The following is a 13131-nucleotide window of genomic DNA, read 5'->3' as shown; positions in this document are numbered from 1 at the left end:
CCGACGGGCCCGGACGACTTGGGGCCCGTCGTTTTTTTTGCCGACGCGCAGCGCGTTCAGCGCGCCGCCCAGGCATTGAAACGCTGTTCCAGCTCCTCGCCGTGGTCCACCCAGAACTCGGCATCCACCGCCCGCGCGCCTTCGAGGTTGGCCGGCGCGGTCGGCAGCGCCTCCTGCACCGTCTTCGGCAGCAACGCCAGGGTGCCCTTGTGTACCGGCCCGTAGGGGATCTGCTCGGAGAACACCTTCTGCGTCTGCGGCTGGCTGGCGAAGGCGATGAATTTCTCCGCCAGCGCCTTGTTCGGCGTGCCCTTCACCACCGCCCAGTACTCCGGATCGTAGAGACTGCCGGGCCAGACGATGGCCAGTTTCACCCCCTCCTTCTGCGCAGCGGCGATGCGCCCGTTGTAGGCCGCGCTCATCACCACGTCGCCGGCCGCCAGCCATTGCGGCGGCTGGGCGCCGGCCTCCCACCACTGGATGTTCGGCTTGAGCTGGTCGAGCTTGGCGAAGGCGCGGCTGACCCCCTCCGGGGTGGCGAGTACCTTGTAGAGGTCCTCCGCCTTCACCCCGTCGGCCAGCAACGCCACTTCCAGGGTGTACTTGGCGCCCTTGCGCAGGCCACGCTTGCCGGGGAACTCGCGGACGTTCCAGAAATCCGCCCAGGACTGCGGCGCCCTGGCCAGCTTCGTCGAGTCGTAGGCCATCACCATCGACCAGACGTAGGTGGCCACCCCGCACTCGCTGAAAGTGCCGGGGACGAACTGCGCGGGGTCGCCGAAACGCGCCGGGTCGAGGCGTTCGAACAGCCCCTCGTCGCAGCCGCGGAGCAGTTCGGGGCTCTCCACCTCGACCACGTCCCAGCTGACCTTGCCGACGTCGACCATGGCCTTCACCTTGGCCATTTCGCCGTTGTATTCGCCGGCGACCACCTGCCCGCCGCCGCTTCGCTCGAAGGGTTTGAAATAGGCCTGTTCCTGGGCGGCCTTGGTCGCGCCGCCGAAGGAGATCACCGTCAGGCTCTGGCTCTGCGCCTGGGCCGCCGCGGCGAACGCCAGGCCGAACAGGGACAACCGGGAAAACACGTGTGCGTACTGGTGCAAGGACTTGTACATGGAACACTCCCACAGCCGATTGGCATTGTTGTGATGTTGCTGAGGCAGTTGCCGGCCAGAGGCCGAAACGGTTCCGCGCGCGGTCGCCAGGCGCCGCATCGTCGTTATGGGGGGACGCTCCGTGTCGCCGGCGACCCGGCCGAGGCCGGGCCGCCGGGGCGCGTCAGAGCACGCCGATCTCGCGCGCGGTGCGATCCACCGCGATACGGGTCTTGTCGATCAGTTCGTCGATCTCGGCACGCCCGGCCACCAGCGCCGGGGCCATGATCATGCGGCCGAGGGTGGAGCGGATGATCACGCCCTCCTCGAAGCCGATGGTGCGGCAGCGCCAGGCCAGATCGTTCTCGTTGGCGAAGCGCTTGCGGGTCGCCTTGTCCTCGGCGAACTGCAGCGCGGCGACGAAGCCGGCGCCCTGGACCTCGCCGACCAGCGGATGGTCGCCGAAGACCTCGCGCAGGCAGCGTTGCAGGTAGGGTCCGGTCTCCTCCCTGACCCGCGTGACCACGCCCTCGTCGCGCAGCGCCTTGAGGTTGGCGATGGCCACCGCCGCCGCCACCGGGTGGCCGGAATAGGTCAGGCCGTGGGCGAACACCCCGCCCTGCTCCACCAGCACCTCGGCGATGCGCTTGCCGAGTACCAGGCCGCCCATGGGGATGTAGCCGGACGTCAGGCCCTTGGCGATGGACAGGGTGTCCGGCTGGAAGCCGAAGTGTTCGTGGGCGAACCATTCGCCGGTGCGGCCGAAGCCGCCGATCACTTCGTCGGCGCACAGCAGCACGTCGTACTGCCGGCAGATGCGCTGGATCTCCGGCCAATAGCTTTGCGGCGGGAAGATCATGCCGCCGGCGCCCTGGAAGGGCTCGGCGACGAAGGCGGCGACGTTCTCCGCGCCCAGTTCGAGGATCTTCTCCTCCAGTTGCAGCGCCGCGCGGCGACCGAACTCGGCCGGGCTCAGCTCGCCGCCGTTGGCGTACCAGTAGGGTTCGTCGATGTGGGCGAAGTCCGGCAGCATGCCGCCCATCTCGTGCATGAACTTCATCCCGCCGAGCGCGGTGCTGCCCAGGGTCGAGCCGTGGTAGCCGTTCCAGCGGCCGATCATGATCTTCTTCTGCGGCTTGCCGAGGATCTGCCAGTAGCGCCGCACGGTACGGATCAGCACCTCGTTGGCCTCGGAGCCGGAGTTGGTGTAGATCGCGTGGCTGTAGTGGTCCGGCAGCAGGCTGAAGAGCATCTCGGAAAGCTCCACCACCGCCGGGTGGGTGGTGTGGAAGAACATGTTGTAGTACGGCAGTTGTTCCAGCTGGCGGCTGGCGGCGGCGGCGAGGTCCTGGCGGCCGTAGCCGAGGTTGGTGCACCAGAGGCCGGACATGCCGTCCAGGTAGCGCTTGCCGTCGTTGTCCCAGAGCTGCAGGCCATCGCCGCGGACCATCACCCGCGGGCCTTCGCGGTTCAGCGCCTTCTGGTCGAGGAAGGCGTGGATGTGGTGCGCGGCGTCCAGTTGCTGGTAGTCGCGGGTGTCGCGCTGCGGGTTGAGCTGAGCGGTCATCGTCTGTGTTCTCCTTGTTCCCTTGGCGCGTCAGGCCGAAGGGGATTGCAGGGGATCGAGGGCGACGGACTTGCCCTGGGCAGTCTCACCGGCCGTCTCGAGCGGTTCGGGTACGAAGAGGGGCTTGCGCATCACGCCCTTGATCCACACCACCGCCACCAGCGAGACCACGCCCAGCACCACGCCGGCGCTGGCGAAGATCCGTCCGGTCATTTCCGGGGTCGGCGAGACGTGGACCACCGCGTAGATCATCCCGGCGATGCCGAACAGTTGCGGCAGCGGGTAGAACGGCGTGCGGAACGGACGGGCGATGTGCGGATAGCGACGGCGCAGGGCCAGCACGTCGACGTGGGCGATGATGTAGGCCAGCAGCCAGGCCAGCGCGGCGGCGAGCAGCAGCAGGTTGATCGAGTCCGGGTCCTGGCCGAGGATCAGGATCGGCAGGCCGGTGATCGCGGCGACGAACAGCACCGCCACCCAGGGCGTGCGCGCCCGCCGGCTGAGCTGCTTGAATTGCGGGAAGGCCTGGCCGTTCTGCGCCATCCCGTAGAGCATCCGCGGGATCGCCGCCAGCGACGAGTTGAGGGTGCTGCAGGTGGCGGTGATCGCGGCGATCACCAGGAACATCTGGCCGTACTCGCCGAACACGCGGTTGGCGAAGAGGAAGTGTGGCAGCGGGTCGCCGGCCAGTTCCGCCTGCGGGATGCACAGCAGCGCACCGAAGCAGTAGAGGGCGATGGTCAGGAAGATGATGCTCAGGCCGAGGATCATCGAACGCGGGATGTTGCGCTCCGGACGCCGCGTCTCCTCCACCAGCGGGCAGACGAACTCGGCGCCGACGAAGCCCCACACGGCCATCGCGGTGAGCGCCAGGGCGCTTACCCCGAGCGGGTTCCAGCCGCTCGCCAGGGCGGTCTGCACGGAGGCGTGCTCGCTGCTCACCGCACCCAGACCGAGTACCAGCAGGACGATCATCATCAGCAGCGCCAGGGCGCTCTGCAGGCGCGCGAAGATGTCGATGCCGAGCAGGTTGAGCAGGGTGAACAGGCCGAGCACGCCGTAGGCCACCAGCATCGGCGGCAGCGCGCCGGGGTAGACCTTGCCGATGATCAGGTCGAGCAGCAGCAGTTCCGCCGAGAGGGCGAACATCGCCACCACCACGTAGCCGGAAAAGGTCGCCAGGATCGCCGGGAAATGCCCGATGGCCACCTCGGTGTAGCTGCTCAGGCTACCGGCGCGGGGAATCATCAGTGCCAGCTCGGAAAAGGAAAAGGCGTAGCTCAGCGCCAGCAGGTAGGCCACTCCCAGCGGCACGATGAAGCCCAGGCCGGCCGTCCCGGCGCCTTGCAGCATCAGCACCATCACGCCCTGGGAAACCACCAGGCCGATGGCCACCGCCAGCAGCGGTCCCAGCCCGAGCACGCGGCGCAGGGCCGGCTCACGCACGTTCGGCGTGTCGTTCATTCGATCGTCCTCTTGTTGTCGTTATCGGCATCGAGTCGTGTCGCGTCCGTCGCGTCTTCAGCGCAACTGGAACCAGGTCGTCTTCAACTGGGTGTACTTGTCGAAGGAATGCAGCGACAGGTCGCGACCGAAGCCGGACTGCTTGCCGCCGCCGAAAGGCACCGCGACGTCCAGCGCGTCCACGGTATTCACCGACACCGTTCCGGCATTCAAGCGCCGCGCCACCCGGTGCGCACGGTGCAGGTCGTCGCTCCACAGCGAGGCGGCGAGGCCGTAGCGGCTGTCGTTGGCCAGGCGGATGGCCTCGTCCTCGGAGTCGAAGGCGCTGATCGCCAGCACCGGACCGAAGATTTCCTCGCGGGCCAGCTGCATATCCGGGCGTACGTCGCCGAACAGGGTCGGTTCGATGAAGTTGTCCGAACCGTTGATCGTCAACTGGCGACCACCGCCGAGCAGGGTCGCGCCCTCGCTTTGCGCCCGCTCGATGGCGGCAAGGATCCCGGCGGTCTGCCGGCGGTCGACGATGGCGCCGGCGCGGCTGGCCGGGTCCAGCGGATCGCCCGGCTGCCAGTCGCGGGCCTTGGCCAGCAGGCGCTCGACGAACACGTCGTGGATCGAACGCTCCACCAGCAAGCGCGAGTTCGCCGAACAGACCTCGCCCTGGTTGAAGAAGATGCCGAAGGCGGCCTTCTCCGCCGCCAGGTCGAGATCGCGGCAATCGGCGAACACCAGGTTCGGACTCTTGCCGCCGCACTCCAGCCAGACCTGCTTGAGGTTGGATTGCGCGGAATACCGCATGAAGTACTTACCGACCTCGGTGGAGCCGGTGAACACCAGTGCGTCCACCTCCGGGTGCAGGCCGAGGGCCTTGCCGGCCTGCTCGCCGAGGCCCGGCACCACGTTCAGCACGCCTTCCGGCACCCCCGCCTCCAGGGCCAGCTCGGCCAGGCGCAGGGCGGAGAACGGCGACTGCTCGGCCGGCTTGAGCACCACCGAGTTGCCGGCGGCCAGGGCCGGGGCGAGCTTCCAGGCGGCCATGTCGAGCGGGAAGTTCCACGGCACCACCGCGCCGATCACCCCCAGCGGCACGCGGGTAATGGTGGCCAGGGCCTGCTGGGAGGTCGGCGCGACCTGGTCGTAGAGCTTGTCGAGGCTTTCCGCATACCAGGCGAAGACGTGGGCGGCGCCGGGCACATCGATGTTCCAGGCGTCCATCACCGGCTTGCCCATGTTCAGCGAGTCGAGCAGCGCCAGCTCTTCGCGATGGGCCAGCATCAGCTCGGCCAGGCGCAGCAGCACGCGCTTGCGCTCGACCGGGGCGAGACGCGTCCAGGGGCCTTCGTCGAAGGCGCGGCGGGCGGCGGCCACTGCCGCGTCGACGTCGGCCGCATCGCAGGCCGCGACCCGCGCCAGCAGGCGATTGCTCGCCGGATCGATGGCGTCGAAGGTAGCGCCGCTGGCGGCCGGACGCTGGCGGCCGCCGATCAGGGCCTGGTCGATGAAGCGCTGTGTCGCGGCGCGCCGTTGCCAATCGCTGAGTTCGAACACCCCACCTTCTCCTTGTTATCTCGCCGGTCTGCGCCGGTCGTGGTTCTGCACGCATGGCCCGGACCGCCGGGAGGCGGACCGCTGTCCATGGGGTCGATGGGGAAGGATGGTCGCGCAAGCCGCGGCGAAGGAAAATTATTAAAAATGTCCTCGGGACATAAGAAAAAGCTGGCCAGGCGTGCCCCGGCAAAGTGCGTCGTGCTGGGTTATCGTGCAGGCGGGCAATCGTCGTCGCGGCCAGCGCCGCGACGCTCGGCAGCGGCCTGCAACTTGCTTGCAGCGCGGCGGACACAACAATCGAGGCGCGCACGCCCGGCCCGGGGAGGATGATGCGCCGATGAGGTCTTGCAGTGGCGTCCTATACCTTGCGGCAACTCAAGTATTTCGTGACCACCGTGGAATGCGGCAGCGTGGCCGAGGCCTCGCGCAAGCTGTACATCGCCCAGCCGTCGATCTCCACGGCGGTGAAGGGTCTGGAGGAAAGCTTCGGCGTGCAGCTGTTCATCCGCCACCACGCCCAGGGCGTGTCGCTGACCCCCGCCGGCGCGCGCTTCTACCGCAAGGCCCAGGAACTGCTGCGGATGGCCCACGAGTTCGAGCAGAACGCCCTGGCCGACAACGACGTGATCGCCGGGCAGATCGACATCGGCTGCTTCGAGACGGTCGCCCCGCTCTACCTGCCGGGCCTGATCGCCGGCTTTCGCCAGGCCTATCCGGGGGTGGAGATCCGCATACGCGACGGCGAGCAGCAGGAACTGGTGCAAGGCCTCACCTCCGGGCGCTTCGACCTGGCCTTCCTCTACGAGCACGACCTCGACTCGACCATCGAGACCGAGCCGCTGATGCCGCCGCAACGACCCCACGCGCTGCTCCCCGAAGGGCACCGCTTCGCCGGGCAGGCGCAAGTGTCGCTGCGCGACCTGTGCCTGGAACCGATGATCCTGCTCGACGTGCAGCCCAGCCGCACCTATTTCGTCAGCCTGTTCGAGGAACTCGGCCTGACGCCGAACATCGCCTTCAGCTCGCCGTCCATCGAGATGGTGCGCGGCATGGTCGGCCAGGGCTTCGGCTTCTCCCTGCTGGTCACCCGCCCGCATTCGGAATGCACCTACGACGGCAAGAAGGTGGTCATGGTCGACCTCGCCGAGCCGGTGTCCACCTCCGGGCTCGCCGCCGCCTGGCTGAAGCGCGCGCAACTGACCAAGCCGGCACGATTGTTCGTCGACTACTGCCGGGAGCAACTGGGCAAGCTTGCCGAGCGCCGGCACTGACCCTCAGCTTTCCGACATTCCAAGAGGAACTTTCTTTCTGACAAAGACGAATCCGATGACTGTGGCAAAAAGCCTCCGTTGCTAGGGTGGCCGGCGCTCCGGACCACCCCGGTCCGGCAGGTCACCGGCAGCAAGGGCACCATCCGCTCCATCCGCTGAGTTCCGTTAGCCTATCGGCGGCTCAGGCTGCCGAAGCGGGATTCCATCCGGTCAGTGCAACTCCGCCTTCCCCAAGGCGTTTCCAGGCCGTCATGCTCCGCCACGCGCTAGGACATGACGGCCCTTTTTACCCCTCCCGCGCCGCCTCAGGCACAATCCCCCGACGCCACCGGCCAGGGGAACGCGGATGCTGATCGACGAAGAAATCACCCTCAAGAAGCTGGAAACCTTCCTCGCCTTCATGCGCACCGGCAACCTGGCGCGCGCGGCGGCGGAACTGGGCACCAGCAACGTCAGCGTGCACCGCGCCATCCACTCGCTGGAAAGCGCCCTGCGCTGCCCGCTGTTCAAGCACGAGGGGCGCAACCTGACCCCGCTGGAAAGCGCCTACGTGCTCGAGGAGCGCGCGCAGAAGCTGGTCCAGGAGGTACTCGACACGGTGCGCCTGACCCGCGAGGCGGCCGGCTTCTCCGCCGAGCGCTTCAAGCTCGGCGCGCTCTATTCGCTGACGGTGAAGACCGTGCCGCAACTGATCATGGGCCTCAAGCTGCGACGCAGCGCGCTGAATATCGACCTGATCCTCGGCTCCAACGTCGACCTGTTCTACCAGCTGAAGAACATGGAGCTGGACGCCATCCTGGTGTCGCTCAACGACAGCGTCAGCGATCCCGACTGCGAGCAGCTGCCGCTGTTCTCCGATGACATTTTCCTCGCCGTGCCGGTGGACTCGCCCTACGCCAGGCTCGCCGAGATCGATCTCAGCACCCTGCGCGACACGCCCTTCGTCACGCTCACCCAGGGCTTCGCCACCCATCAGGACGGCACCCGGGTGTTCCAGCAGGCCGGCTTCGAACCGCAGATCGCGATGCAGGTGAACGACATCTTCACCCTCCTCAGCATGGTCAGCTCGGGGGTCGGCCATGCGCTGCTGCCCAAACGCATCGAGGCGGTCTACGAGAACCGCGTGCGGCTGATCCCGCTGCAACCGCGCTATCGCCTGCAGCAGCACATCGGCGTGGTGTTCCTCAAGGCCAAGGAGCGCGACCCGAACCTGCTGGCGTTGCTCGCGGAGTGCCGGATGTACAGCCTGCGCCTGGAGCAGGAGGCGGCGGGATAGCGGACGGAAGTCCACATTACCGCTGGCCCGCTGACCTCTCCCCAACCCTCGCCCTTCAGGGAGAGGGAGCCCGGACCAGCCCGCTCACCCAACCAGGCCGCGCACGCTGAAATACAGCAGCGACGGCCCCAGCAGGCAACCGATGGCGGTATAGAACGCCGCGGTCAGGCAACCGTAGGGCACCAGCTTCGGGTCGGTGGCGGCGAGGCCGCCGGCGACGCCGCTGGAGGTGCCCATGAGACCACCGAAGATCACCGCCGTACGTGGATTGTTCAGGCCGATGTAGGGCGCGACGAAAGGCGTCAGGACCATCACCAGGATCGCCTTCACCAGCCCGGCGGCGATGCTCAGCGCCATCACCTCGGAGCTGGCCCCCAGGGCGGCGCCGGTCACCGGTCCGACGATGTAGGTGACCGCGCCGGCGCCGATGGTGGTCAGGCTGACCGCATCGGTGTAGCCGAAGGCCATGGCCACCGCGACCCCGGCGACGAACGACGAACCGACCCCGAGGAACAGCGACACCACCCCGGAAACCCCTGCCCGACGCAGTTCCTCGACATTCACCCCGAAGGCCGTGGCGACGATGGCGAAGTCGCGCAGCATGGCGCCGCCCAGCAGGCCGATACCGGACATCAGGGGCACGTCCACCAATCCTTTCTGCCCGCCGGTGGCGACGCCGCCGACGTAGGACAGCACCAGGCCGAGGAAGATCGCGATCGCCGAGCCGTGCAGGCGCCCGCGGGTGAGGCGCGCCGACAACCAGTAGGACACCGCCATGGTCACGCCGATGATGGCGAAGCCGCTGATCAGGCCGTAGCCATTGATGACTTTGTTCAGGGACTCGAACATGGCGCTCACCCCTGCACGCTGGTGCGCGGTTTCAACGGCGGGGCGCCTTCGGCTTTCTTCCGGCCGAAGCGGTCGAGCAGCGGGACCAGGGCGAAGGCCACGGCGACCGCGGCGATGCCGGCGAGGATAGCGGCCGGCCCGCCGCTCAGCGCGCCGAGGACATTCTGCTGGGCGGCCATGGCGACCACGATGGGAATGTAGACCGCGCTCCAGAACTCCACGCCCTGCTCGGTCTTCGCCGAGAGCAGGCCACGCTTGCCCAGGTAGCTGCCGACGAAGATCAGCAGCAGCATGGCGATGCCGACGCCACCGACGTTGGCCGGCACGCCGAGCAGCACGCCAAGGATCTCGCCGATGAACAGCCCGGCGAGGGTACACAGAGACAGCAGTGCGACACCGTAGATAATCATTATTGTTGTCCTCGGTTGCGGATCGATGTTGTTGTTTTTATGCCTCGAACGAACGCTTATCGGGTTCTCTTTTCCTCCTCGCGCAACAGCGCGTCCAGGGTATCCGCCCGGGAGCCGTCGAAAGCCGGCGTGGCGCAGCCGAACAGGGGCCGCGCCAGCCCGCTGAGGATCCGTCCCGGCGGCAGCTCGAGATGCAGGCGGGCACCGCGCTCGTAGGCGCTGCGCAATGTCGCCAGCCACTCGACGCGGCGCGCCATGTTGCCGGCGAGATCGTCGGCCAGCGCGGCCGGTTCGGCGACCAGGCGCGCCCGGCTGCTGCTCAGGAAGGGCACGCGCGGCCGATGCAGGTGGATGCCGGCGAAGGCTTCGGCCAGGCGCGCGGCCGGTTCGTCGAGCAGCGCACAGTGCGACGGTACGCTCACCGCCAGGCGCTTCGCCGCGCTGGCGCCGGCGGCACGCGCGCGTTCGGCGAGGGCGGCCAGCGCCGCTTCGCTGCCGGCCACCACCAGTTGCCGCTCGGCGTTGACGTTGGCCAGGTAGAGCGGCGGGTGCTCGCGCCGCACCATCAGGATCAGCGCATCCAGTTGCGCCTGGTCGAGACCGAGGATGGCGCTCATCCCGTAGCCCTCGGGCCAGGCGGCCTGCATCAGTTCGCCGCGCAGCGCCACCAGACGCAGCGCGTCGTCGAAGTCCAGCGCGCCGGCCACCACCGCCGCCGGATAGGCGCCGATGGACAGCCCGGCGACCAGCCCCGGCCGATGCCCGCGCGTCTCCAGCAGGCGGCTGGCGGCGACCCCGGCGATCAGCAGGCACAACTGCACCGCGCGGGTGCCGCGCAAGGCCTCGGCGCTCTCCAGTTCGGCCGGCGCCTGGCCGAGACAGTCCGCCGCCTGCTCCAGGCAGGCGCGCACCGGCGGTTCGTCGGGCAAGGCCGCGAGCATGCCGGGACGTTGGGCGCCCTGGCCGGGATAGGCGAACAGCACGCTCATGCCTCGACCTCCGCGACCCGCCAGGGGTCTTCCAGCAACAGCGGCGCCTCGCTGCCTTTCGCCAGCACCCGGGGCCGACCCTCGGCCCATTCGCGCAGGGCCACGCCACCCGCCGGGGTCTGCAGTTGCAGGTCGATCCGGCAGGGACACTGCTCGAAGCGTTGCAGCAGGCGCAGCGCGTCATCGCGTGGGAACGGGCGCGGGGTGCGCAGCAGCAGGTCGAGGTCGCTGTCCGGATGCAGCACGGCGACCCCGCTGGCCAGCTCGAAACCGGCGCCGCCGGTCACGCCCCAGGCCAGTCCCAGCGCGTTCAGCGGCGCACGCAGGTCGCGCAAGGCACGCCAGGCCGGCAGATCGCGCAGCATCGCCGGCTCGCGCTGGCCCAGCGCTTCCGGGCGCAAGCGCCGGGTGATTGCCGCCAACGGCATCCAGCCGGCCCAGCGCTGCTCCCGCGCCAGGCCGCGCACGCCGATGGCCACCCGCGCAGGATCTGCCGGCGCACGGCGCACCACCACCGGCCAGCCGGCCTTCAGTGCCGCGCAGACCCAGGCCGGAGCATTCTCCGGCAGATGCGCCGGCGCCATGCCCAGGAGCAGGTCGTGGGGCTCCGGCGCTGCCCAGCGGCGCATCGGATCAGGAGCGAGCCGTCGCCGGCTGGAGCCCCGCTGTGAGCTGTTCGCGATGACCACGGCTCGCTCCTGAATTCACCACTGCTCGCGCAGCAGCCGGCGCACCCGCGCCGACGCCTCGCGGTTGGCCGCGCCGAGGCGGCCGCCGAGGTCGCGCGGGCCGCCGAGGATATCGGCCAGGGCCTCGCCCAGGCAGGTGCGGACCCGCACCAGGTCCGCCGTCGACGGCACCTCGACGGTCTCCACCGGAAGGGTCCTCCAGAGCAGGCCGAGCGACGCGTAGCTGTCGATGTCGTAGGCCATCGGCGGCACCTTCGCCGCCAACGCCTCCAGTTCCTCGACGCTGCGCAGGGTGATCCGCGCGGCGGCGGCCTTGCCCATGGCGTGGACCATCACCCCCGGATCGTGCAAGGCGATCAGGCGGTTGGCCTGGTAGCCGTGGGCGAGGAACGCACCGGACATCGCCTTGCCCACCAGCAGGCCGATCAGCGGATGCCCGGCGAGTCGGGCGCGGGCGTAGGCATCCACCGCCCCGGCCAGCGCCTGGTGGATACCCAGGGCCTCCTCGCGGCGGCCGTAGGCCTGGCTCGGCACGTCGACGATGGCCAGCAGCGCGCGCTTGCGCGGCGCCTCGCGGTCGGCCTCCAGCGCCTCGTCGACGGCGGCGGCCAGGCCCCAGCCCTCGAGCAGCCCGACCTCGCCCTGGCGAGCGCGCGGGAACGGATTGTCGGGATCGGGCACGACGGCCAGGAAACGCACCGGGTAGCCGTCCAGCTCGGCATCGGCGACGCGCAACGAAGCAGGATCGCCGGGACGCGGCGCGAGGCTACCGGCCAGCGCCTGGAACCAGGCCAGGCCACGGGAAGTGAACGGTTGGCTCATGTTGCATCTCCTTGGCCCAGCCCCTGGTACAGCCGGCGCACGCCGGCGGCATCCGGTTGCTCGGCGGTATCGAGGTCGCCCAGCCGCCGCAGGTAATCCTCGGCGCGGCGGCAGCGCGGCCGAGCCGGCAGGCCCTTGGCGAAATACGCGAGTACCGAGGTGCGTACCTCATCGAGGTCGTCGGCCAGGTAGGCGTCGGCGAGACCGCTGGCGAAGCGCTGCTCGCCGCCGGTGAGGCTCCAGATGAACGGCCGGTCGCGCGAGTCGTATTCAGCGATGCCGGCCTCCTGTTCGATCACCTGCGGACCGTTCAATCCGAGGCGCGCCTCGCGGGTCACCAGCACGTAGCTGCACAGCCCGGCGGCGATGGACATGCCGCCGAAGCAGCCGACCGGCCCGGCGATCACCGCCACCACCGGCTGGTAGCGCTGCAGATCGACGATGGCCGCCTGGATCTCGGCGATCGCCGCCAGTCCGAGGTTGGCTTCCTGCAGGCGCACGCCACCGGTTTCCAGCAACAGCAGGGCCCGGGTCGGAACGCCGTTGCGGTTGTCCTCGGCGGCCAGCTCCAGCGCGCCGGCGATCTTCGCTCCGCTGACTTCGCCAAGGCTGCCGCCCTGGAAGGCACCTTCGATGGCGGCGAGCACCGCCGGCTGGCCGTCGAGCAGGCCACGAGCGACCACTACCCCATCGTCGGCCTGGGGCACGATGCCCTGTCGTTCCAGCCAGGGTGACTGCACGCCGGCGAAGGGATCGAGCAACTCGCGGAAGCTGCCCGCGTCGAGCAGGGCACGGGCGCGTTGGCGCGCTCCCAGTTCGGTGAAGCTGCGCAGCGCCAGCAGGCGGGCGACGTCAGTCATGGCCAGCCTCCTCCAGTGCCTGCTCCAGGCGCAGGCGGACCACCCCGGGAGTGGCGCCGAAATCGTGGATGCGGATCGACGCGGCCGGCGCCGTGGACGCCGCGAAGACCCGCGCGAAGAGTTGTTGCCAGCGCGGGCCGCTGCCGTTTACCGAGGTCACCACCTGGATGCTCAGCGCGCCTCCGGCGGCCGGCTCGAGCAGCACCTCCAGGTCGCCAGAGCCGACGCAGCCGGCCAGGGCGCGACCGCGCGCCGGAGCGCCGGCGGGAAATTCGAAGGTCAGGGTTTCCAT

13 protein-coding genes are annotated in these 13131 nt (G+C 69.2%); 2 read left to right on the top strand and 11 right to left on the bottom strand.

All coding sequences use genetic code 11. The features are described from left to right. Positions 1-56: 56 nt before the first annotated feature. The 4 genes from LT948_RS22325 to LT948_RS22310 all read right to left on the bottom strand — a co-directional run bounded on the left by LT948_RS22325 (position 57) and on the right by LT948_RS22310 (position 5673). Positions 57-1115 carry an ABC transporter substrate-binding protein gene (locus tag LT948_RS22325; protein WP_003133095.1) on the bottom strand — a complete coding sequence of 353 codons (1059 nt, stop codon included), beginning with the start codon at positions 1113-1115 and terminating at the stop codon, positions 57-59. Positions 1116-1278: 163 nt separating this feature from the next. Further along, on the bottom strand, positions 1279-2661 hold the full coding sequence (locus LT948_RS22320; RefSeq protein WP_003101901.1) for an aspartate aminotransferase family protein: 1383 nt from the start codon (positions 2659-2661) through the stop codon (positions 1279-1281). Between the two features lie 30 nt (positions 2662-2691). After that, positions 2692-4125, bottom strand: coding sequence for an APC family permease (locus tag LT948_RS22315; RefSeq protein WP_003133097.1), 1434 nt, complete (start codon positions 4123-4125; stop codon positions 2692-2694). 57 nt (positions 4126-4182) lie between these two features. Beyond that, on the bottom strand, positions 4183-5673 hold the full coding sequence (locus tag LT948_RS22310; RefSeq protein WP_034035890.1) for an aldehyde dehydrogenase: 1491 nt from the start codon (positions 5671-5673) through the stop codon (positions 4183-4185). Positions 5674-6023: 350 nt separating this feature from the next. On the opposite strand from LT948_RS22310, the gene LT948_RS22305 reads away from it, so the two are divergent. Further along, positions 6024-6944, top strand: a complete 921-nt coding sequence (locus LT948_RS22305; RefSeq protein WP_003084035.1) for a LysR substrate-binding domain-containing protein — start codon at positions 6024-6026, stop codon at positions 6942-6944. A 346-nt stretch (positions 6945-7290) separates the two neighbouring features. Beyond that, a complete protein-coding gene (locus LT948_RS22300; protein WP_009314998.1) occupies positions 7291-8220 on the top strand; it encodes a LysR family transcriptional regulator in 930 nt (309 codons plus the stop codon). 84 nt (positions 8221-8304) lie between these two features. On the opposite strand, the gene madM is transcribed toward LT948_RS22300, so the two are convergent. The 7 genes from madM to LT948_RS22265 are packed head-to-tail and all read right to left on the bottom strand — an operon-like array spanning position 8305 to position 13131. Then, positions 8305-9069 (bottom strand): malonate transporter subunit MadM, encoded by a 765-nt coding sequence (gene madM, locus LT948_RS22295; protein ID WP_003084016.1) that lies wholly within the window; start codon positions 9067-9069, stop codon positions 8305-8307. Between the two features lie 5 nt (positions 9070-9074). After that, the gene (gene madL, locus LT948_RS22290; protein ID WP_003084010.1) at positions 9075-9479 is read right to left on the bottom strand and encodes a malonate transporter subunit MadL; all 405 of its coding nucleotides are present in this window, start codon (positions 9477-9479) and stop codon (positions 9075-9077) included. Positions 9480-9535: 56 nt separating this feature from the next. Then, positions 9536-10468, bottom strand: a complete 933-nt coding sequence (mdcH, locus tag LT948_RS22285; protein WP_073657420.1) for a malonate decarboxylase subunit epsilon — start codon at positions 10466-10468, stop codon at positions 9536-9538. After that, positions 10465-11157, bottom strand: coding sequence for a malonate decarboxylase holo-ACP synthase (locus LT948_RS22280; protein WP_073657419.1), 693 nt, complete (start codon positions 11155-11157; stop codon positions 10465-10467). The genes mdcH and LT948_RS22280 overlap by 4 nt, the downstream gene beginning before the upstream one ends. Before the next feature lie 15 nt (positions 11158-11172). After that, entirely contained in the window at positions 11173-11979 is an 807-nt protein-coding gene (gene mdcE, locus LT948_RS22275; RefSeq protein WP_003133103.1) for a biotin-independent malonate decarboxylase subunit gamma, read from the bottom strand. Continuing rightward, positions 11976-12839, bottom strand: a complete 864-nt coding sequence (locus tag LT948_RS22270) for a biotin-independent malonate decarboxylase subunit beta (protein ID WP_003084003.1) — start codon at positions 12837-12839, stop codon at positions 11976-11978. The genes mdcE and LT948_RS22270 overlap by 4 nt, the downstream gene beginning before the upstream one ends. Then, complete coding sequence (locus tag LT948_RS22265; RefSeq protein WP_003084001.1) at positions 12832-13131, bottom strand: malonate decarboxylase subunit delta; 300 nt, start codon at positions 13129-13131, stop codon at positions 12832-12834. Before LT948_RS22265 ends, LT948_RS22270 begins: the two co-directional genes overlap by 8 nt.

The sequence above is a fragment of the Pseudomonas sp. CP-1 genome (assembly GCF_021213715.1).
GTDB lineage: Bacteria > Pseudomonadota > Gammaproteobacteria > Pseudomonadales > Pseudomonadaceae > Pseudomonas > Pseudomonas aeruginosa.
This window is presented reverse-complemented; position numbering and strand designations above follow the sequence as displayed.